The organism is Chryseobacterium sp. CFS15, assembly GCF_031118795.1.
GTDB lineage: Bacteria > Bacteroidota > Bacteroidia > Flavobacteriales > Weeksellaceae > Chryseobacterium > Chryseobacterium indoltheticum.
The window spans coordinates 31,333-53,576 of sequence record NZ_JAVHYL010000006.1; the positions used below are offsets into that span (position 1 = coordinate 31,333).

The 22,244-nt window shown below is 34.7% G+C and carries 19 protein-coding genes and 2 tRNA genes; 11 read left to right on the forward strand and 10 right to left on the reverse strand.

Going from position 1 to position 22,244, the window contains the following annotated elements:
* Positions 1-17: 17 nt before the first annotated feature.
* The 4 genes from OH814_RS11055 to fbp all read right to left on the reverse strand — a co-directional run bounded on the left by OH814_RS11055 (position 18) and on the right by fbp (position 5,567).
* Positions 18-1,187, reverse strand: a complete 1,170-nt coding sequence (locus OH814_RS11055; RefSeq protein ID WP_374990570.1) for an MFS transporter — start codon at positions 1,185-1,187, stop codon at positions 18-20.
* Between the two features lie 338 nt (positions 1,188-1,525).
* Complete coding sequence (locus tag OH814_RS11060; protein WP_308828193.1) at positions 1,526-3,199, reverse strand: glutamine--tRNA ligase/YqeY domain fusion protein; 1,674 nt, start codon at positions 3,197-3,199, stop codon at positions 1,526-1,528.
* A 343-nt stretch (positions 3,200-3,542) separates the two neighbouring features.
* Positions 3,543-4,550 (reverse strand): o-succinylbenzoate synthase, encoded by a 1,008-nt coding sequence (locus OH814_RS11065; protein WP_308828194.1) that lies wholly within the window; start codon positions 4,548-4,550, stop codon positions 3,543-3,545.
* Complete coding sequence (fbp, locus tag OH814_RS11070; RefSeq protein ID WP_076561871.1) at positions 4,551-5,567, reverse strand: class 1 fructose-bisphosphatase; 1,017 nt, start codon at positions 5,565-5,567, stop codon at positions 4,551-4,553.
* A 317-nt stretch (positions 5,568-5,884) separates the two neighbouring features.
* Here fbp and OH814_RS11075 point away from each other — a divergent pair, with 317 nt between their 5' ends.
* From OH814_RS11075 to OH814_RS11105, 7 genes are all read left to right on the forward strand, one after another.
* Positions 5,885-7,123, forward strand: a complete 1,239-nt coding sequence (locus tag OH814_RS11075) for an aspartate kinase (RefSeq protein WP_308828195.1) — start codon at positions 5,885-5,887, stop codon at positions 7,121-7,123.
* A 22-nt stretch (positions 7,124-7,145) separates the two neighbouring features.
* The gene (locus tag OH814_RS11080) at positions 7,146-8,987 is read left to right on the forward strand and encodes a lysophospholipid acyltransferase family protein (protein WP_076561873.1); all 1,842 of its coding nucleotides are present in this window, start codon (positions 7,146-7,148) and stop codon (positions 8,985-8,987) included.
* A gap of 108 nt (positions 8,988-9,095) precedes the next feature.
* A tRNA-Phe gene (locus tag OH814_RS11085) sits at positions 9,096-9,168 on the forward strand.
* A 117-nt stretch (positions 9,169-9,285) separates the two neighbouring features.
* Positions 9,286-9,358, forward strand: a tRNA-Phe gene (locus tag OH814_RS11090).
* A gap of 110 nt (positions 9,359-9,468) precedes the next feature.
* Positions 9,469-10,644 carry a thioredoxin fold domain-containing protein gene (locus OH814_RS11095; RefSeq protein WP_308828196.1) on the forward strand — a complete coding sequence of 392 codons (1,176 nt, stop codon included), beginning with the start codon at positions 9,469-9,471 and terminating at the stop codon, positions 10,642-10,644.
* Positions 10,645-10,653: 9 nt separating this feature from the next.
* Positions 10,654-11,304: a DUF3575 domain-containing protein gene (locus OH814_RS11100; protein WP_308828197.1), complete on the forward strand. Its 651-nt coding sequence runs from the start codon at positions 10,654-10,656 to the stop codon at positions 11,302-11,304.
* Position 11,305: 1 nt separating this feature from the next.
* A complete protein-coding gene (locus OH814_RS11105) occupies positions 11,306-11,512 on the forward strand; it encodes a hypothetical protein (RefSeq protein WP_076561875.1) in 207 nt (68 codons plus the stop codon).
* A gap of 55 nt (positions 11,513-11,567) precedes the next feature.
* Here the strand turns inward: OH814_RS11105 and OH814_RS11110 are convergent, their stop codons facing one another.
* Complete coding sequence (locus OH814_RS11110; RefSeq protein WP_076561888.1) at positions 11,568-12,764, reverse strand: exo-beta-N-acetylmuramidase NamZ domain-containing protein; 1,197 nt, start codon at positions 12,762-12,764, stop codon at positions 11,568-11,570.
* Between the two features lie 4 nt (positions 12,765-12,768).
* On the opposite strand from OH814_RS11110, the gene OH814_RS11115 reads away from it, so the two are divergent.
* Both OH814_RS11115 and OH814_RS11120 read left to right on the forward strand, forming a co-directional pair.
* Positions 12,769-13,998: an FtsX-like permease family protein gene (locus OH814_RS11115; protein ID WP_123885876.1), complete on the forward strand. Its 1,230-nt coding sequence runs from the start codon at positions 12,769-12,771 to the stop codon at positions 13,996-13,998.
* Positions 13,999-14,518: 520 nt separating this feature from the next.
* Positions 14,519-15,502: a pyridoxal-phosphate dependent enzyme gene (locus OH814_RS11120; RefSeq protein WP_308828198.1), complete on the forward strand. Its 984-nt coding sequence runs from the start codon at positions 14,519-14,521 to the stop codon at positions 15,500-15,502.
* A 333-nt stretch (positions 15,503-15,835) separates the two neighbouring features.
* Here OH814_RS11120 and OH814_RS11125 read toward each other — a convergent pair whose 3' ends face one another.
* Genes OH814_RS11125 through OH814_RS11135 form a run of 3 tightly spaced genes read right to left on the reverse strand, consistent with a single transcriptional unit; the run spans position 15,836 to position 17,623 of the window.
* Positions 15,836-16,372 (reverse strand): hypothetical protein, encoded by a 537-nt coding sequence (locus tag OH814_RS11125; RefSeq protein ID WP_308828199.1) that lies wholly within the window; start codon positions 16,370-16,372, stop codon positions 15,836-15,838.
* 30 nt (positions 16,373-16,402) lie between these two features.
* The gene (locus OH814_RS11130; RefSeq protein ID WP_076562613.1) at positions 16,403-16,705 is read right to left on the reverse strand and encodes a chaperone modulator CbpM; all 303 of its coding nucleotides are present in this window, start codon (positions 16,703-16,705) and stop codon (positions 16,403-16,405) included.
* A gap of 3 nt (positions 16,706-16,708) precedes the next feature.
* Positions 16,709-17,623, reverse strand: a complete 915-nt coding sequence (locus OH814_RS11135; protein ID WP_201135162.1) for a DnaJ C-terminal domain-containing protein — start codon at positions 17,621-17,623, stop codon at positions 16,709-16,711.
* Between the two features lie 170 nt (positions 17,624-17,793).
* Here OH814_RS11135 and OH814_RS11140 point away from each other — a divergent pair, with 170 nt between their 5' ends.
* Positions 17,794-18,993, forward strand: a complete 1,200-nt coding sequence (locus OH814_RS11140; RefSeq protein WP_308828200.1) for a dicarboxylate/amino acid:cation symporter — start codon at positions 17,794-17,796, stop codon at positions 18,991-18,993.
* Positions 18,994-19,131: 138 nt separating this feature from the next.
* A complete protein-coding gene (locus OH814_RS11145) occupies positions 19,132-19,662 on the forward strand; it encodes a hypothetical protein (RefSeq protein WP_308828201.1) in 531 nt (176 codons plus the stop codon).
* A 1-nt stretch (position 19,663) separates the two neighbouring features.
* Here OH814_RS11145 and OH814_RS11150 read toward each other — a convergent pair whose 3' ends face one another.
* Entirely contained in the window at positions 19,664-20,050 is a 387-nt protein-coding gene (locus OH814_RS11150; protein ID WP_076562624.1) for a DUF779 domain-containing protein, read from the reverse strand.
* Between the two features lie 502 nt (positions 20,051-20,552).
* Entirely contained in the window at positions 20,553-22,082 is a 1,530-nt protein-coding gene (locus OH814_RS11155) for an aldehyde dehydrogenase family protein (RefSeq protein ID WP_308828202.1), read from the reverse strand.
* Between the last annotated feature and the right edge of the window lie 162 nt (positions 22,083-22,244).

Below are 22,244 nucleotides of genomic sequence, written 5' to 3' on the forward strand. Positions count from 1 at the left end.
ACGCCCAAAATGGACTTTTAAAGACTCTCTTTTTTATCATCAATCATCCATGGAACAATAAAATAGAATGCAATGGCAATCAAGGTTGCCAACACTCCGGTACCAATCCATAAAACGGTAAATCCTAGTTTTTCAGCAATCAAAGTTCCCAGATATGGGGTCACAATAAATGCGATTGAAAAAGAAATTCCATTCAACCCCATATAAGCGCCTTTGTTGTTTTTTCCTGATCGTAAGGCGGTGATGGTCGACATAAAAGGCAATGCCCAAATCTCACCAATCGACAATAAAGTCATTGAAATTACTAAAGTGATAATACTGTAATCGAAGCCCAACATCGCATAAGAAAGCCCACAAATAAAGGTTCCTAAAAACATGGTTCTAGCTAAGCTCAGATATTTTTCTGCAATCTGAACCAATCCCATTTCTAATAACACAACTATAAATCCGCTGTACCCTAATAAATAACCGATATTTTGCTGACTTAAGTGTGCAGTATCTTTATAAAAAATTGTCAACGTACTGAATAGCTGGAAAAAACAGATTGAAAAAAGCATACACAAGAAACAGTAAATTAAAAATTTATTATCGCGATATGGCGAATTTTCTTTTTTAATCTCAATCGCTTCTTTCACTTTTCTTGCTTTCAGTTTTGCGAGTTTATTGCGTTTTCGAAAGAATATAATGTATAAAATTCCTGCTAATAAAGCTGCTAAAGCATTTGAAAAGAATAAAAACTCATAAGAGATTGCCGACAAAATCCCACCTAAAGCCGGACCGATAGAGAATCCTAAATTGACCGCCATTCGGTTTAATGAAAATGCTCTTGTAATGTTTTCCGGTTTCGCATATTTGGTAATCGCAACTGAGTTTGCCGGACGAAAGGAATCACTGACAATACTTTGAATTAAAATAATGGCAGCAACTCCCACTTCTGTTTTAAAAAGTGGAATTAAACAAAACAGCGGAACACTTAGTAACAAACTAAGGTATTGAACTTTGTATTCTCCAATTTTATCGGTGATAAATCCGCCTATCCAAGAACCAATTACAGAACCGATCCCGAAAAAGCTAAGTACAATTCCTGTATGTTCTATACTGAATTTTAAATGTGCAGTCATATAAACTCCCAAAAATGGGAGCACCATCGAACCTGCACGGTTGATGAGCATTACCAATGCAAGCATCCAGCTTTCTTTCGATAGCCCTTTGTATGAACTGGCGTATATATGTAATAGTTTCACAATTTTCTAATTTTAATTTGATGATAATTCGTTGATAATTTTTGATAGAATTTCATCTTTTATTTATTAAATTATCTTTTTTCATTGATAGGATTTTCATCCTATCCTTTATTAAATCGTCTCTTCGGGACTTTTAAACACAAATAGCATTAATATTTCTCATTAATAACACAAAAAATATTCAAGTATTCGTGGCATTTTATGGTACAGTAATATTTAAAAACAAAAAACAGAGCTTAAAAATTAAGCCCTGTTTCATTTATATGATATAAATAAATTTTTTACTCCGGCTTATAAGAGTCTTTTAACGTCACAGTTCTATTGAACACAAAATTTGTATCTGTAGAATCCTGATCTTTCGTAAAGTAGCCAATTCTCTGGAACTGTAGCGGTTCACCCACAGCAACATCCTTTAAACTAGGCTCAGCAAATCCTTGAATTGTATTGACAGATTCAGGGTTAATGAAATTTAAAAAATCTACATCTTTCTCGGCATCAGGCTGTTCAACAGTAAATAATTTTTCGTAATTTCTTACTTCAATAGGAATTGCATGCTGCGCAGAAACCCAGTGAATGGTACCTTTTACTTTTCTCAAACTTTCTTCAGTTCCGCTTCCAGATTTAGATTTTTCGTCATAAGTAGCGTAAATGGTTGTAATCTCACCATTTTCATCCTTCTCTACTCTTTCACCTTTAATGATGTAAGCAGATTTTAAGCGGACTTCGCCACCCAGTCTTAATCTAAAGAATTTATTGCCCGCTTCTTCCTTGAAGTCTTCGCGCTCAATATATAATTCTCTTGAGAAAGGAATTTCTCTTGTTCCTGCATCTTCCTGCTCATTATTATTTTCGGTAGTCAACCATTCCTCTTGACCTTCTGGATAGTTTTCAATGACCAATTTGATAGGATCTACAACGGCCATCACACGTTTAGCCACTTTATTAAGATCTTCACGAACACAAAAATCTAATAATTGAATTTCAATTAAATTTTCTCTTTTTGCAACCCCAACTTTATCAATAAATTTTCTGATTGCATTAGCCGTGAAGCCTTTTCTCCTCATTCCGGAAATTGTAGGCATTCTAGGATCATCCCAACCATTGACTACATTTTCAGCGATTAGCCTTTGTAGTTTCCTTTTGGAAGTGATCATATAAGAAACGTTCATTCTCGCAAATTCTCTTTGCTTATTTTTAACCTTACCTTCTTCGTATACTTGGTCTAAATACCAGTTGTAAAGTGGTCTGTGGTTTTCAAACTCTAAAGAACATAATGAATGCGAAACTTGTTCTAAATAGTCAGATTCACCATGCGCCCAGTCGTACATTGGATAAATTTTCCAGGCAGTACCTGTTCTGTGGTGAGGCTTATTCAAGATTCTGTACATCACAGGGTCACGCATGTTCATATTTGGTGAAGCCATGTCAATTTTTGCACGAAGAGACATCGAGCCACTTTCAAATTCGCCGTTTTTCATTCTTTCAAATAAATCTAAAGATTCTTCAACAGGACGATTTCTAAATGGAGATTCTACTCCCGGTTCTGCAGGATTTTTTCTCTGCTCGGTAATAACCTCAGAAGGTTGCTCATCAACGTAAGCTTTTTCTTCCTTAATCAATTGTACAGCCCAATCGTAAAGCTGCTGGAAGTAATCGGATGCGTACAATACTTTATCCCACTTAAAACCTAGCCACTCGACATCTTTCATGATAGAATCTACAAATTCCTGCTCTTCTTTTTCAGGGTTTGTATCGTCGAAACGAAGGTTTACGGGAGCATTGTATTTTTCACCCAAACCGAAGTTGATGCAGATCGCTTTTGTGTGACCTACATGCAAATAACCGTTTGGTTCAGGCGGAAAACGGAAACGGATCTGATCTTGTTTCAAACCGCTTGCCAAATCATCTTCGATAATTTGCTCAATAAAATTGAGTGATTTTTTTTCTTCTTCCATTAAAATTCGCTTTAAAATGTCGTATTATCTGACAATCTGCAAATTTAAGAAATTTAATGGGTTTTAAGAAATTATAGTTTAAAAGCTAAATTAATAAATTTTCATTTCAATTTGGCACAATATTTTCTATGTATAAAAACGCATTTAGTAATTATAACATTAAATCTTTAGTAATTACTTAATTAATAAAGATTATTGCTAAAATATTGTATTTACAAACTTTAACAAAATCATCACCATGCAAAAAATTAGAAGACATATATTCTATTTTTTAGAATATATAAAGAAAGCAATCTTCATTGAAGACGTTGTATAATGTCTTTTAAGCAATTTGATTTTAATACTAATTGATTTTGAAAAACAATTTGTCGCCAATCAGATCAAGATGTGTTTCAAAATTATTAGTAAACAGATTTCCTGTGCCCAATCCCTGAGGAATAAAATTATCTTTCGTAAAAGTGTACTGCGCAATAGCGTTTAACCCAATATTACTTTCTAAAGCAGATGTAATCCACCACCTGATATTTTGCTGCTCAGCTAGAAATATCCATTCGTCAGAACCTGCAAAACCTCCGACCAAAGCTGGCTTCAGAATAATGTATTGTGGTTTTATCTTTTCTAAAAGTTTTTTCTTTTCGTTTAAATTAAAAATTCCGATCAGCTCTTCATCAAGTGCTATTGGAGTCGGGGTGTGTGCGCACAAAACTGCCATATCATCCCAATTTCCAGCTTTTATAGGCTGCTCGATAGAATGAATATGTAAATCTGAAAGCTGTTGCAATACAACTTGAGCCTCTTCTTTAGAAAATCCACCATTGGCATCAACCCGTAATTCTAATTGTTCTTTTGAAAATTTTTGTCTCAGTTTTTGAAGAATAGCATGTTCAGATTTCCAATCGACACCGATTTTTAATTTGATACAATGAAAGCCTTGTTCAAGTTTTTCCTGAATCTGCTCTTCCATAAAATCTATATCCCCCATCCAGATTAAACCATTAATCGTCATTGAGCCTTTCTCATTTGTAAATTTACTTGGAAAATAAATTTTACCGCCGTGTTTTAAATTTAACAAAGCCTGCTCGTAGCCAAACCAAATTGATGGAAATTCTTTTAATTCTTCTTTTAAAAATTTAAAATCCCGGTTCATGTTTTCACAGAGCCATTGCATTTTTTCTTCATACTCTGGCGTGTCATCATAACTCAACCCTCTGAATAGTGCACACTCTCCTACTCCTTTGTTTCCATTTTCAAAAATTTCAAGAATGTAGGTTTCTTTAGTAAGCAAAACGCCGCGAGATGTTCCACTCGGGCGCTTGAATTCTAATATATATTTGTAATATTCTGCTGTCATTTATTTTACGCTGTCAATTCGCATAAATTCTTCTGCCTTTTCCACCATCTCAACACTTCCACAGAAAAAAGGAATTCTTTGGTGAAGCTCTGTCGGCTCAATTTCCATAATTCTTCTGAAACCATCTGTAGCCTTTGCACCAGCTTGTTCTGCCAAAAATGCCATAGGATTACATTCATATAACAATCTCAACTTTCCATTTGGTGATTGGCCGTATGACGGATATATATAAATTCCGCCTTTTAACATATTCCTATGAAAATCAGCTACTAAAGAACCAATATATCTTGAAGTGTAAGGACGATCGCCTTCCTCCATCTGACAATATTTCAGGTAATTTTTAACTCCTTGCGGAAACTTGATATAATTTCCTTCGTTGATTGAATAAATTTTACCTGATTTCGGGAATGTCATATTTGGATGGGATAAATAATATGTTCCCAAAGAAGGATCCAAAGTAAATCCGTTTACACCGTTACCAGTGGTATAAACAATCATTGTAGAAGATCCGTAAATAACATATCCTGCAGCAATCTGGTTAATACCTTTCTGTAAAAAATCTTCCAGCTGCACCGGAGTTCCCGGCTCTGTAACTCTTCTGTAAATCGAGAAAATAGTTCCCACAGAAACATTTACATCAATATTCGAAGAACCGTCTAATGGATCGATGAGAACGACATATTTGCTTAAATGCCCATTTTCTCCGCATTTAATATCAATAAAATCATCGTTCTCTTCTGAAGCAATACCGCAAACAACTTCTCTTTGAGAAAGTGCAGTGATAAAAATATCGTTGGCAATCACATCAAGCTTCTGTTGCTCTTCACCCTGAACATTTTGGTTTCCTGCAGCTCCTGCAATATCTACAATTCCTGCTTTGTTTACTTCTCTGTTTACAACTTTGGACGCCAGTCTTATAGCACTTAGAAGGCGCGAAAATTCCCCAGTGGAATACTGAAAATCTTCCTGCTTATCAATTAAAAATTCTCCTAGGGTCTGTAATGGTTGATCTGACATTTTTATGTTTTTACTTTACTGCCAAATTTCGTAAATTTTATCACATTAAAAAACATTTTCTCACAAAAGACCTTAGACACTATTAATCAACACTATATCAATCAAATTTCCATATACACAGCATAATTTAATCATGGTAACTATTCCCAATTGTACCATCAAACAGCAAATATTACCTGTACTTTACTTCAATTTTAAGCAAATCTTAATTCAATCCCGGTTCAACGCTATTTCATATCTCATCGTAATTCCATAATTTTGACCTCCGAAAAAAAAACCAATCTTTTTTATCTAACAATTTTATTCTTAACAATTTAATGAAAATTTTCAAGTTTGGAGGCGCATCGGTGAAAGATGCCGAGAGTGTAAAAAATGTATCCATGGTTCTTAGCAGCCAGGGTTTTGAAAAATGTCTACTTGTAATTTCAGCAATGGGTAAAACAACCAATGAGCTGGAAAAAGTGGTAGAAATGTATTTCAAAAAAGATAACTATCAAACTGAAATAGAACATATAAAACAGAAACACATCGAAATAGCTAAGGGGCTTTTCTCGGAAAATCATGCAGTTTTTGCAGAAATCAATTTGTTTTTTGATGACATTGTTTCATTTTTAAGAAGAAATAAATCTCCAAATTATAATTTTGTTTACGATCAGGTAGTAAGCTGCGGAGAAATGATTTCCACTAAAATTGTGAGCGAATATCTGAACGATATACAATTTACCAACCAGTGGCTTGATGTAAGAGATTATATAAAAACAGACGATTCTTATAGAGACGGTATCGTAAACTGGCAGAAAACTGAGGAATTTATCTCAAATCTAAATCCTGACATCTGCTATGTAACCCAAGGTTTCATTGGCTCTGATGATAATAATTTTACAGTAACTTTAGGAAGAGAGGGCTCAGATTATTCTGCTGCTATTTTCGCTTATTGCCTTAATGCAACGGCAATGACTATTTGGAAAGATGTTCCGGGAGTGATGACAGGTGACCCTAGAATCTTTAAGGATGTTACTCTTTTATCTAATATCTCTTACGAGGAGGCAATAGAGTTGGCTTATTTTGGTGCAAGTGTTATTCATCCAAAAACTTTGCAGCCACTTCAACAAAAAAATATTCCTTTTTATGTGAAATCTTTTGTAGATCCTACAAAAGAAGGAACTAAAGTAGGTGCTTCCGATAAAAATCAAAGTGAAGAATCTTATATTTTAAAGGATAACCAAACATTACTAAAAATTTACACAAGAGATTTCTCTTTCATCGCAGAAGATCACATGAGTTTGATCTTCAATAATTTAGCTAAACACAAAATCAAAGTTTCTTTGATGCAGAATTCTGCAATTTCGCTGGCACTATGTCTGGAAGATAAATTCCTTAAAATTGAGGAACTTAATAATGAACTTCAGAAAATTTTCAAGACAGATGTTATAAAAAATGTATCTTTATTTACTGTAAGAAATGCAAAAATGGAGAACATTGACAAGTTTTACCAAGAAAAAAATGTATTATTGGAACAGATTTCAAAAAATACACTTCAAATGGTAACATTATAAAACTAATTCGGACTAAACACACATGAGCTTAATATCGAAAAATGATTTAATCAAGGCTTCCGGCTTGCATAAAATAGGGTTTCTTAAAAATCCTGTGGCATCTGCTGTTATGAGCATTGCAAAAATAAATGAAGTCAACAGACTTTATGATAAGCTGAAAGACAAAGAGGGAAAAGATTTTTTCGATTCTTTTGTAAGAGAGAGAAATTTGAGCTATGTTGCTTTTGAAGAAGACTTGGCAAAAATACCGAAAACCGGTCCTTTTATTTTGGTTTCTAATCATCCTCTGGGTGCTATCGACGGGATTTTGATGTGCAAAATTCTTTCCGAAGTTCGCCCGGATTTTAAAGTGATGGGGAATTTTCTTTTAGAAAAAATAAAACCCATGGAACCGTTTGTGATTGCTGTAAATCCGTTTGAAGGAAGAAGGGAAGTGCGAAACAGCTCAACCGGAATGCGCGAAACTTTGAAGCATCTTGAAAATGGAGGCTGCGTAGGAATTTTTCCTGCCGGAGAAGTTTCAAATAAAAACAATCCTTACGGAGAAATTCTGGATAGAGATTGGGAAAAACCTGCTTTAAAGCTTATAAAAATGGCAAAAGTACCGGTTGTTCCGATGTATTTCCATGCTAAAAACAGCACTTTATTTTACCAGGTAGCCAAGATTCATCCTAATTTGCAGACGATTATGCTTCCTGCAGAAATGATGAATGACCGCGAGAAACCAATTCGAATAAGAATAGGAAAACCTATCACGGTAAAAGTGATGGACGAAATGGAAAACATTGAGGAGTTGGGCGAATTTTTGAAACGTAAGGTTTATATGATGAAATCTTATTATGAAAAAAGAAAATCTCTTGCGCAGGCTATTAATCTTAAAAATTTATACGTAAAATTCCCTTTATTAAGAGAAGAAAATATTGTTCAGAATATCATTGATGAGACTCCGAAAGAAGATATTATAAAAGACATCAATAAACTGAGAGGCACAGATAAAATGCTTTTCAGTAATGGTAACTACGAAATATATTTCACTCCGTATGAGCAGATTCCTTCAGTAATGCGGGAAATAGGAAGACAGAGAGAACTTACCTTTCGTGCGGTGGGTGAAGGAAGTAATCTTCCCTTTGATCTTGATGAATACGACAAACACTATCATCACCTGTTTTTATGGGATAATGCTGCAGAGAAACTAGCCGGAGCATACAGAATGGCTTTGGGTAAGGATGTGATGAAAAAGTTTGGTATTAAAGGCTTTTACACAAGTTCTCTTTTTGAATTTGAACAAGATATTCATCCTTTTTTCAAAAAAGTGATTGAAATGGGACGTGCTTATATCTGCGAAGAATATCAGCAAAAACCACTTCCTTTATTCCTTTTATGGCGTGGAATTGTACATGTTTGCTTGAGAAACCCGGATCATAAATTTTTGATGGGAGGCGTAAGTATTTCTAATAAATTTTCAGAGTTTTCTAAATCTTTAATGATTGAGTTTATGCGATCTAATTATTATGATTCTGCTGTCGCACAATACATTACCCCACGAAATGATTTTAAAGTAAAGCTTAGAGATCGTGATAAAAATCTTTTTTTAGATGAAATGGAATCTGATTTAAATAAATTAGATAAAATCATTGACGATCTTGAGCCTGAATTAAGAATGCCGGTTTTAATTAAAAAATACATCAAGCAAAATGCAAAAGTGATCGCTTTTAATGTAGATCCAAATTTTAACGATGCGATCGACGGCTTGATGTATATCAGAATAAGTGATCTTCCGGAAAGTACCATTAAGCCTGTTTTAGAGGAAATGAGTGAGCAAATAAGAAAAGAACAGGAAAATAATCAGACTGAAAATCAGTAGGTTTAAATTTATTGGCAAAAAATTTTAATTAATACTTGCTTCATATACCAAAACTTCCTACTTTTGCATCACTTTAAAACAACGAAGTAAATCATAGAACAATATAATGGTTTCTTAGCTCAGTTGGTAGAGCAATGGATTGAAAATCCATGTGTCCCTGGTTCGATTCCTGGAGAAACCACTTAAACCGCCTTTCATTAGGCGGTTTTCTTTTCAAAATTGTTTAAAAGTAAATTTGCAGAATTTAATATTTATTATTACTTTTGCATCACTTCAAAAACGAAGTACAATACCAAATGGTTTCTTAGCTCAGTTGGTAGAGCAATGGATTGAAAATCCATGTGTCCCTGGTTCGATTCCTGGAGAAACCACAAACCGCCTTTTATAGGGCGGTTTTTTTTGTTTATTATTTTAATGAAAGTTTCATTATTCATATAAAACCAAAATTAAGTATCTTCGTTTCTTTAAATTTATAATGAGAATGAGAAAGATTATCTCCGGGTTATTTATTTTTATCAATGTCTTTATTTTGGCTCAGGATGAGATTAAATTTCAGGATATCCCTTTTAAGGATCTTATCGCAAAGGCAAAAAAGGAAAATAAGCTCGTATTTATCGATGCATACGCTTCTTGGTGCGGACCCTGTAAAATGATGGAGAAAAATATTTTTACCAAAAAATCTGTGGGAGATTTTTACAATAAAAACTTCGTCAACGCAAGAATTGACATGGAAAAAGGTGAAGGACGAGAAGTTGCTCAAAAATTTGGCGTTCGATCGTATCCTACTTATCTATTCCTAAATGGCGATGGCGAATTGGTTTCACAAAATTATGGTTACATGGAAGAAAGTTTATTTCTGGCAATGGCACAAGAAATAAACGCTCCGAATAACAAAAAAGGTTCTTTGAAAGAGCGTTTTGCAAATGGTGAAAAGGACAAAGATTTTTTAATCAATATCATGAAGTTGAATTCAAGTTCAGATTATGAATTTGCTAAAAAAGCTTCTGAAAGATATTTTGAAAATAAAAGTAAAGACGAAGAATTCACAAAAGATGAGGCCGGACTTTTATTCTATTTTCTGAAGTCATCTGATGATGCAAATTATAAAACTTTTGTTGCTAAAAAGGCTGAAATCCTAAAGTTTTTACCCGAAGAAAATTACAATGAATTTAATAACCAACTGGTTTTAGGTAAAGTTGTTGAGGAATCTATTGATGACAAAGCTAAAAAAATCAATGACGCTTATTTTCTAAAAACTGCGGAACCTTTAGTGGGAAAAGAAGCTGCTCTTACAAAACTTAACCAGACCAAACTGGCTTACTACGAGCAAAATTCTAATTTTCCTGAATATGAAAAAGTAGCTTTAGATTACTATAAAAATGCTGATACATTTGAACCGAATGAACTTTTAAAAGCAGCATGGATATTTTCAGATCATATAAAAACGCAATCTTCTTTGAAGAAAGCTGCAGAATGGGCTGAGAAGTCTGTTATGCGTGGTGAAACATCGGAGAACACTTATATTTTAGCCAAACTTTATTTTAATTTAGGAAGTAAAGATTTAGCCAAAAACTTTGCTGAGCAATCTAAAAACATTGCCAATCAATCGGGTAAAGACGCAAGTTTAGCACAAGCATTATTAAACCAAATTAAATAAGAATACATTTTGAAATATAAAATTTTTAGCGCTGCTTTAAGCTTATTTTCAATAATACATATTAGCGCGCAGGAAAATCAGACTGAAGAGATAAAATCAGAAACTGACAAAAAAGTATACATAAAAGGAAATGCTTTATTAATTCCGATCGGAATTATTAATTTGGGATTAGAGCATCAAATAAATAAGAAAATAACAATACAGGGAGATGTTTTAATATCTCCCTGGAAGTCATTTTCTGGTCATGAGCTACAATATTATTCTGCATCGATAGAAGGAAGATATTATTTCAGAGAAGCATTTGACGGGTTGTATTTAGGTGCAAATATTGGAGTGTCATCTTTTGTCTTACAGAAATGGAATTACTGGAACGATGATCCATACCCAAGTAAAAATGAAGAAAATGTAATTTTTACAAAATCAAATCTTTATCAAAAAGGATATTCATTTTTAGCTGGAATCACTGCAGGGTACCAGTTTAAATTATCCGATAATTGGAGAATGGATTTATATGGTACGATAGGAACTTCACAAGATTTTTACAAAGGGTATGATCGAGTATCAGGTAAAAGATATGATGAAAAGCCAGACGGTTACAACAGAAGCGGCGAAATAATTCCTTACAGAGGAGGAGTAATGATTTCTTACAGACTAAAATAAAATGAAACTACTAGGAAGAAACCATATTATTATATCGGTTATCACATTTGCAATATTATTCCTGATGAATTATCTCGGGAATCATGAAGCTGATAAATTAGAACGTGCATTAATGACTGCTTGTGCTGGCGTTATAGGCTTATCAATCGGACTATTTATTTTGAATAAAGGTAAAGATGATAAGAATCCGCCTCAGAATTTTGATTAATAAATAGAGAACATAAAAAAAAATGTCAACTGTAAAATTTACAGTTGACATTTTTTTAATCTTGATAAATAATATATTTACTCCTGATTTTCGAAAACTTCTCTAAGTTTGATTTCCAGGAAGATTTGATTTCTTTTTCAGATTTACCCGAGATAATTTGTTTTCTCAACTCATCACTTCCTGCCAAAGTATCAAAGAAAAGATTTTTAAGAAAGAAATCCTGCTGCGGATTTTTATAATTTTTATACGCTTTGAGTAGCCATTCTAAATTGATTTCCCTTAAATCTTTAGAATAATCGGAAAGATTTTCACCATAACATAATTTACCATTCAGGAAAGGATCTTTTGCTCCGAAATTGGGTTTTGGAGTAAACTGATAAGGCAGATCTTTTGTCCACGGAGAGCCATAAACCTGAAACGGAATATCTGTTCCTCTCCCTACAGAAACCTGAGTTCCTTCAAAAAAACATAAGCTTGGATACAAATTTATCGATTGGTCATTCGGCAAATTAGGAGAAGGTTTATCTAAAATTGAATAGCGCTGTTTCTTATGATAGTTCTGCATTTCAATTAAGGTATATTTTGCGTGAACTCCATTTTTCAACCATTTTTCACCATTTACCATTTTTCCGTATTCTCCGATGGTTAAGCCATACACCACAGGAACTTCATGCATTCCTACAAAACTTTCCCATTTTTTCTTTAAAACAGGGCCGTCAATATATCCATCGTGAGGATTTGGTCGATCGAGCACCATAATTTCAACATTATTTTCAGCTCCGGCTTCCATTAAATAAGTTAATGTTGAGATATACGTATAAAATCGTACCCCAACATCCTGAATATCAAAAACAACAATATCAATTCCTTTTAACTGTTCCGGTTTCGGCTTTTTGTTCGGTCCATAAAGCGAAACAATAGGAATTCCTGTTTTAATGTCTACTCCATTTTTCACTTTTTCACCAGCATCAGCATTCCCCCGGAAACCATGTTCAGGAGCAAAAATAGTTTTGATTTTTATATTATTTTTCACCAGAAAATCTACCAGGTGAGTCTTGTCTTGTAATAATCCTGTTTGATTGGTAACAATACCAATTGTTTTATTCTTCAGAAGCGGAAGATAGAGTTCCGGGCGGTCTGCACCAGTTTTAAAACCTTCTTTATTTGATGTTTGAGAATAATATTGACTGAATACTCCTAAAAAAATTAGGCAAATAAGAACTAAAGTTTTAATTTTGAAATTTAAATTCATAAGCTTGAAATTTCCATTATATTTTTCCCGAAAAATAGCGTTTTCCAAAGATAACAAAAATAACCTTTCTCGGGTTATCATCTTCATCGGCAGGCTGTCTGTAGCGCTGGGAATTATCGTTTCGCTCATCACTGTTTCTACAGGATTGGGTTCAAAAAAAGCGATTAAAGAAAGATTGGGAGATTTCAGTGGTCACATTACGGTAAGATCTACCAAATCAAATTCATCTTACAATACTTCGGTTCTCGATAATCAAGGATTGGATATTAAAAAAATCAAAGCTCTTCCCGATGTTGCGACAGTACAGGGATATGCAATGGTAACCGGAATTATGCGTAATGAAAACAGCTTTGCCGGAATCATTTTTAAAGGTGTAGGTAAAGATTTTGACAGTTTGAGGTTCAAAAAATTTCTGACTGCCGGAAAAACTCCTTTTCTGAATGGAGAAGGCTACAACAACGGCGTTGTCATTTCAGAAAAAATCGCTAACGACCTTCATCTGAAAGTAAACGACAGCATTGTTACTGTTTTTTCAAAAGCTGATCAAAAACCTATTTACAGAAATTTTGAAGTTGTAGGAATCTACAAAACCGACATCAAAATGATCGATGAACAGTTTGTGGTCGGCGATATCAATCACGTACGAAGAATTATGGATATGAAGCCTGATGAAATTGGCGGGCTAGATGTATTCTTCAAAAATATTAATAATGTTGACGAAGACGCTCCCGAAGTTGAACAATTCATCGGATATAAAAATTATGCAGAAAAAGCAACCGATAAATATCCACAAATAAACGATTGGATCGGGCTTTTTGACACCAATATCGGTATTATTATTTCAATCATGCTTTTGGTGGTCATCATCAATATCATCATGGTATTGCTGATTCTTATCATCGAAAGAACCAATTCTATTGGCTTACTTAAAACATTGGGTGCAACGAACGGACAGATTCGTGCGACCTTTATCAACTATACTTTGATTATCATGGTTCCGGGGCTTTTGTGCGGAAACCTCATCGGTCTTGGACTTTTAATTACCCAAAAATATACAGGAATTATAAAACTAAATCCTAATAATTACTATGTAAGTGTAGTTCCTGTTGACCTTAACGCGTGGATTATTATTTCTATTTCGATAGGTGTTTTAATTATTTCCGGAATGGCTTTGGTGATCCCCAGTTATCTGATCAGTAAAATTTCTCCTGTAAAAGCGATTAAGTATAATTAGTGAATTGTCAATTTAGCTTCGCTAGTGAATTGTGAATTATTAATTACAAATCTTGCTTTGCATAGTGTTTGTCATTTCGTAGAAATCTAAGCGGGCATTTGTGATTCGACTGTGGAGATTCTTACAGAATGGCAAAATGAGTGGAGTGGACATTTATTATAAAATACTTTTGAGATTTTTACGCTACAAGACAACGTTCGCAGACTTGCAATCTGATCGCAATGACAAATAATTGTAATGTGACAAATATCTTAGCCCTGATTGCAGTGAAAATCCTTTTTTGAAAAAAAAGATTGTAACGAAAAGCGGAAAAAGCTCCTGATTAAATTGATGGGTATAGCATTGAAAAGTTTTATTGAAACGCTCTTAATTCTTCATTTTTAATTATTAATTATTTGAAAACCGTATCTTTGTCAGGCATAAAAAAAACATTTGTGGAATCGCTGTGTAGACTTTTAAATCGCATAAGTTTACGAAGATAAGCGATAACATATGACCATAAAAAAGAATAAAGCTACATATGAAATACGCAGAAAATATACTTGAAACCATTGGAAATACCCCTCTTGTAAAGCTTAATAAAGTTTTGGGTGAAGATTTTCCAGCATTGGTTTTGGCAAAAGTAGAAACTTTCAACCCCGGAAATTCGGTAAAAGACAGAATGTCCGTAAAAATGATTGAAGACGCCGAAAAAGACGGAAGACTAAAACCAGGGGGAACGATCATTGAAGGTACTTCAGGAAATACAGGGATGGGATTGGCTTTGGCAGCCATCATCAAAGGTTACAAATGTATTTTTGTAACAAACGCTAAACAGTCAAAAGAAAAATGTGATATTCTTCGTGCCGTTGGAGCTGAAGTAATCGTTTGTCCTACAGACGTAAAACCTACTGATCCTCGTTCTTATTATTCAGTTTCAAAGAGATTGGCAAAAGAAACGGAAAACGGATGGTACGTTAATCAATATGATAATTTGTCTAACAGAGCGGCTCACTACGAGTCTACCGCTCCTGAAATCTGGGAACAAACGGAAGGAAAACTGACTCATTTTGTTGTTGGAGCCGGAACGGGCGGTACCATTACAGGGTGCGGAACATTCTTTAAAGAAAAAAATTCTGATATTAAAATAATCGGAGTCGATACGTATGGTTCTATCTTAAAAGAAATTCACGAAACGGGAGAAATTAATCTAGGAAACGCTTACAGCTACATTACAGAAGGTATTGGCGAAGATATTCTTCCTGAAAATTACGATATGTCTGTGATCGATCATTTCGAAAAAGTGACCGATAAAGACGGTGCTATTTATGCAAGAAAACTGGCTAAAGAAGAAGGTATTTTCTGTGGGTATTCTGCAGGAAGCGCAATGGCAGCTTTGGTACAGATGAAAGATCAGTTCACAAAAGATGATATCATTGTGGTACTTCTTCACGATCACGGATCAAGATACGTTGGGAAAATCTACAACGACGAATGGATGAAAGAAATGGGTTGGTTAGAGTAATCAGCTTTTCATTATAAAACAAAACTCAGAGTGTTTGCTCTGAGTTTTGTTTTATTTAAATTGTCTAGTCATGATGAAATAACAATACACAACAAACCATTTAAAAAATACTAACAATTAGCTTTGTGCATTCGTGGCTATTAACTTTTATACGCATATTTACAAATATATCCTTCTCAATCATTTACGAAAATCCATATCAGTATTAGTTTAGCATCCTGCTTTTGCCACGAATGCACAAATTTTATTTATAAACAAGTTTTTGATGATTACTTAAAAGCATTAAATTTATTGAGGAAGCAAAAATTTTAAAGCAAGCTATTTTTCTAGGTTCTATTTCAAAACATTCGTTTGCACTGCCTGTTTCAACAATTCGAAATCTGCTTCCCGCATTGATTTTTTTGGAAACATATAATTGAATTTCCCTTCTAAACCGATAAATTTATCACTGATCTCTGCAGCCGTAAATTCTGTCCAAAGACTGGTTTCTTTACTATCATTAAGGTTTACTTTAAAAACTTTAGCATTAAACTGAATTTGATAAATATCTGTATTTTCAAGTGTTTTAAGATATTTAACCACTTCCTTTTTCCATTTTGAAACTTTATTGATCGCTAAAGACAAATAGACCGCACAAAGCAGAAAAAGGAAACTCACAAAGTATAAAATCCCGAATTTCTCTTTACTTAAATCATCTTTAAAGTAAAATAAAACCAACAAAATCACAGCTACTACGATTGTGGTGATCAACTTCCCTTTCACAGTTGGTGAGAAAAAAAGGCTTCCCTGGTCTCCATGAAGGTAAATCTCTTCAAAATCTTTTTTGTTGATCTGTAAATCAATGATCTTATCGTCGTTGAGTCTGGCCATATATTGAGTTTTATAGTTTACAAAACTAAATTAAATATCCTCATATTTATCACTTATCGCCGAAAGTTTTTGCATTAACTCACGGTTGATCTGATTTAAATTTTCCATTTTCTGAAGCATATTGTGGATTACTTCCAGACCGGGAAGATTAATTTCCAGATCGTAATGCCAATTGGTAAATCGCTCAAATGTGGGAAGATCTTCATACATCAGATAACGAATTTCATTATCCGTCTCTATATTCAGCAAACCCGAATCTACCAATTCATCAAAAAAAGTAATTTCAATATTATAAATCTGTACGAGCTCTTCGCGTGATATTCTTTCACTCATAGCTTAGGAATTTTTAAGTTGTTCAAAAAGTTCTTTCTGCTTATCTGTAAGATCGGTCGGCAATTTTACATCATACGTCGCAAATAAATCACCAAATTGACCGTCTTTTTTATAGATTGGAAAGCCTTTTCCTTTTAGTCTTACCGTTGTTCCGTTTTGGGTTCCGGGTTTTACTTTCAGATTAACGCTTCCTTCTAAAGTACTTACATTCACTTCCCCACCTAAAACTGCCGTGTAAAGATCAATTGTAACTTTAGTTTTCAGATCATCTCCTACTCTTTCAAAATTGGGATCAGGATTGATATTAAAAGTAATATACAAATCTCCGCTCGGACCGCCATTAACGCCCGGATTACCGTGACCTTTTAATTTTATTTGCTGTCCATCATAAACTCCGGCGGGAATTGTGATTCTTACCTTTTTACCATTGATATCAAAAGTCTGCTGATGCGTTGTTGCTGCTTCTTTTAAGTTTAAATTTAATTCTGCCTGAACATCCTGACCTTTAAACTTTCCGGAGGCACTGCCGCGTGAACTTCTTCCGAAACCGCCACCTGCTCCGCCAAACATGCTTTGGAAAAAATCTGAAAAATCTTCACCTTCTCCAAAATCGGCACCAGAAAATCCACCGCCGTAGTTTCCGCCTTGATATTGCTGTCTTTGCTGTTGTTGGGCTTTTTCGTATTCTTCACCATGTTTCCAGTTTTCACCATACTTATCGTACTTGGCACGGTTCTCAGGATTACTGAGCACTTCATTGGCTTCATTCAGCTCTTTGAACTGTTTTTCGGCCTCTTTGTCGTTCGGATTAAGGTCTGGGTGGAGTTTTCTTGCCTGTTTGCGATACGCTTTTTTAATAGCGTCCTGAGTTGCGCTTTTGTCTACGCCTAAAATTTTGTAATAATCTATATAAGCCATAGAAACGAATGTTTACTCAAATTTAGAAAAATTAAGGCGAACATGCATCTAAGAAATTGTTAAAAATAAATCTATCTTTGATAAAAATCAGGCTGAACGTCGCCATTACTAAACTGAAGTTCAAATACTGATTAATACAATAATTAATCAGAAACAAGAAATATCCACCTATGAAAGAGGTCTTAAAAAACTATTCCGGAATTTTGCTTTTACTTCTGGGAATCACCGTGGGAAGTATTATCGGTATTATTGCTCCACAAATCGTGGAATACATAAAACCTCTGGGAGACATTTTCCTCAACCTTCTTTTCGTAAGTGTAGTTCCGCTTGTATTTTTTGCCGTTTCCAATTCCATCGCTTCTCTTGAGCAGGAATCTAAGTTTGGTAAAATCCTTCTGGTTATGTGTTTTACATTTCTCTTTTTTATATTGACTGCAGCAGTTTTTACGATTAGTGCGGTCTATCTTTTCCCCGTTTCATCCATATCAGGAAGTACAGAACTAATTGCAGAAACTACCAAAGAAGAAAATTGGGGCGATAGAATTGTAAGCTTTTTTACCGTTGGTGAGTTTACCGAATTGTTTTCACGAAAAAATATGCTCGCACTTCTTATTTTTGCGTTCCTTACAGGTTTTGCAGCCAGAAAATCAGGCGAAAGCGGGAAACCATTCAGGGTTTTTATTGCTTCAGGCTATGAAGTGATGAAAGAACTTCTTTTAATGATCATGAAAATTGCACCCATCGGTTTGGGAGCGTACTTTGCATATCAGGTTGCTACATTGGGACCTCAACTTTTTGGTTTTTATGCTAAACCGCTTGGTCTATATTACGTTGCAGGAATTATTTACTTTTTCGTGTTTTTCACGCTTTATGCTTTTATGGCAAACGGACAAAACGGAATCAAAAGTTTCTGGAAAAATGCCATTCTTCCTACCTTAACCGCACTGAGTACCTGCAGCAGCTTTGCAACAATGCCCACCAATTTGGTAGCCGCATCACGGATAGGAGTTCCAAGTTCGATTGCCAATCTGGTGATACCGATTGGGACGACATTGCATAAAAACGGTTCGTCAATGTCTTCGATTATTAAAATATATGTAGCTTTTCAGATTATCGGGAGAGATTTTTTTGAACCTTCCAATCTTTTGCTGGCTTTAGGAATCACTGTTTTCGTAAGTATCGTTGCCGGTGGAATTCCGAATGGTGGTTATATTGGGGAAATGCTGATGATTTCTGTTTACAGTTTGCCACAGGAAGCTATTCCCGCCGTGATCATTATCGGAACTTTGGTAGATCCTTTGGCGACGGTTTTAAATGCGGTCGGAGATGTTGTAGCGGCGATGTTTGTGAATCGGTTTGTAAAGGTTTGATTTAATTTAAACACAAATATCATTAATTATTAAACATTGAAATCTGTGCAATCCGCAGGAGAAATGTTTAAATGATTTTACAAATTTTTACAATTGTTTGTTCTTGCTGATTTAGCAGATTTAATTTGATAATAGATTATGACTTCATTTTTTAAAACTATCGGGCTTTATGATGATTTAAATTTCAATATTGAGATCGATAAATCCGAATTCATTGAAAGCTTAAAAAAAGTTACCTACGAAACAAATACAAGCTTTATATCTTTAATCCCAGATCATGGAATCCCTACCAGATTTGAATACAGGGGATTAATCAATTCAGACAACTTTATTATAAAAAGAAGAAGACATTTATTTGATATCAATATTTATCATTCTATTATAAAAGGAAATATTTTAGAAGAAAACAATAAAGCAGTCATTAAAATAGAATTTATACCCTTTATTTATCCCTTTATAGCTTCAATTTTAGGAATTCTTCTTTTCTTTTTCATAGCATCACATGAAATTCAAAACAACGAAAATTATTTCTTAATTGCCATTCCGATATTATTAACCATCGGTCAGTATTTCATTTTAAAAATAAGTATAAAAAAATGTAAATATGATTTTGAAAGAGAGTTAAACTTTATTGCTCAGAAAAACAATCAGTTTAAAAGCTATCGATAAATTATTCACTTCGTTTTACCTCTTCTAAATTCTTCAATTCATCTGCCGTGAAAAGTTTGTAATGCACTTTAAATGTTTTTCCTAAAGGAGTCTCCAGAGAAAACCCGCCCGGACCGAAACCTTCTAAAATATCTAATGTAAAATGCGAATACTGCCAATATTCGAAAAGGTCGCGGTCGATCCAGAATTCATGTCCGTTGATGGTTCCGATCATTGCATCGTTCATTCTTGGAAAATAACCTCCTTTTTCAAAACATTGTGGCTGCGTTCCTTCACAACAACCTCCGGCCTGATAAAACATCAGATCACCATACTTTTTCTCTAGCTCCCAGATTACCTCCAATGCTTTTTCTGTAACAGAGAGTCTTGATATTTTTTTTGTTTCCATAATGATTTTTTTATTATTCTTTTGTCTTGAAACAAAAGAACCAAAAGTTCAAGACCTGGATTCTTTCGCTGAAAATTAATTCAATTCACTAAAAATTCTAAACTTGCACGAGAGCTTATTGTTCCCTTCGGTTGAACATTTGTATCGCGCTTCAGACAGAAGAATTTTCTTAACGTTCATCGAAATAATTTTCTTAACGCTTCAGACTCCTAAGTCATTTTAAAGTCTTTCAAACAAAATTTGGTTTATTAAAACTTTGACTAAGTCGGGCTTAGTCTTTGTCTATTTTATAAAGTTAAAAAAAGCCTGACAAAACAAGCATTGTCAGGCTTTACATAAACCAAATATAGAGACGTGTTTTTCACACCACTTCTGCGTGAGGGATAGGAAGGGCGGCGACGAAGGAGCCGGTGCGAAGCACCGAAACGAAGTGCAGCCCTGGATAGCCCGACCGTTTTCCCCGTGACAAACGGGGAAAACGGGCACGCCCTAAATATTTAAATTAAAAGAAACCTAATTTATTTTTGTTGTAAGAGATCAACATATTCTTCGTCTGACGGTAATGATCCAACATCATTTTATGGTTTTCTCTACCAATACCCGATTGTTTGTACCCTCCAAACGGCGCACCTGCAGGATATGAGTGATATTGATTAACCCAAACTCTACCCGCCTGAATCTGACGCGGCACATTGTACAACTGGTGTGCATCTCTCGTCCAAACTCCTGCTCCCAATCCGTAAATGGTATCGTTGGCAATTTTGATTCCTTCTTCTTCGTCTTTAAACGTCGTGAAAGCCAGAACCGGTCCGAAAATTTCTTCCTGGAAAATTCTCATTCTGTTGTTTCCTTTGAAAATGGTCGGCTGAATGTAATATCCTTCATCTAAACCTTCTCCAACATGGTTCACATCACCACCCACTAAAACTTCTGCACCTTCTTCTTTACCCAATTTGATATAAGAAAGAATCTTGTCTTTCTGAATTTTTGAAGCCTGAGCGCCCATCATCACCGTTTTATCTAAAGGATTTCCTACTTTGATTGCTTTTACTCTTTCGATAACTTTTGCAATGAAGGCGTCTGCAATATCTTCCTGCACCAATAATCTTGACGGACAAGTACAAATCTCACCCTGATTTAAAGCAAAAAGTACTGCTCCTTCAATCGCTTTATCTAAAAATGCATCATCTGCATCCATCACTGAACTGAAGAATACGTTTGGAGATTTCCCTCCCAATTCTAAAGTCACCGGAATAATATTTTCTGTCGCATATTGCATTACCAAACGACCTGTTGCTGTAGAACCTGTAAATGCTGCTTTGTTCACTTTCGGATTTGTTACCAAAGCTCTTCCCAATTCTGCTCCAAAACCATTAACGATATTCACAACTCCCGCCGGAAGCAAATCGCCAATTAATTCCATTAAAACCAAGATAGAAACCGGTGTACTTTCTGCAGGCTTTAAGACCACGCAATTACCTGCAGCCAAAGCCGGAGCTAGTTTCCAGACTGCCATAAGGATTGGGAAATTCCAAGGAATGATTTGAGCAATTACTCCTAAAGGCTCATGAACGATTAACGAAACCGTGTCTTTATCTAATTCGTTGTGAGAACCTTCTTCTGCTCTGATGACCGATGCAAAATATCTGAAGTGATCAATTGCCAAAGGAATATCTGCTGCTAAAGTTTCTCTTACTGCTTTACCATTGTCAATGGTCTCAACCGTTGCGATATATTCTAAATTCTGCTCAATTCTATTTGCAATTTTATTCAGGATAATGCTTCTTTCTGTAGAAGAAGTGTCTTTCCAGGTTTGAAATGCTTTTTCTGCAGCATTTACCGCTAATTCTAAATCTTCTTTGGATGAATGTGCTGCCTGCGTGAAAACTTTCCCGTCAACCGGAGAAACCACATCAAAATACTGCCCGTTAACCGGTGCTGTAAACTTGCCGTCAATATAATTATTGTACTGATTTTTAAACTCCGGCCACTGTAAAGTGGTAGCCGATTGCTGTTCTGCTGTTGTGCTCATATTAATATGTTTAATTTTTATCTAAAGCCAAATTACATACAGCAAAGAGAATTGAATAGCAGAATCCTACAAAAAAATATTAAAATAGTACACCGTTCTAATTTTTATCGTTTCATTAACAAATAAATAGTCAATTAATCTTTATATTTGAATAGATAGGTC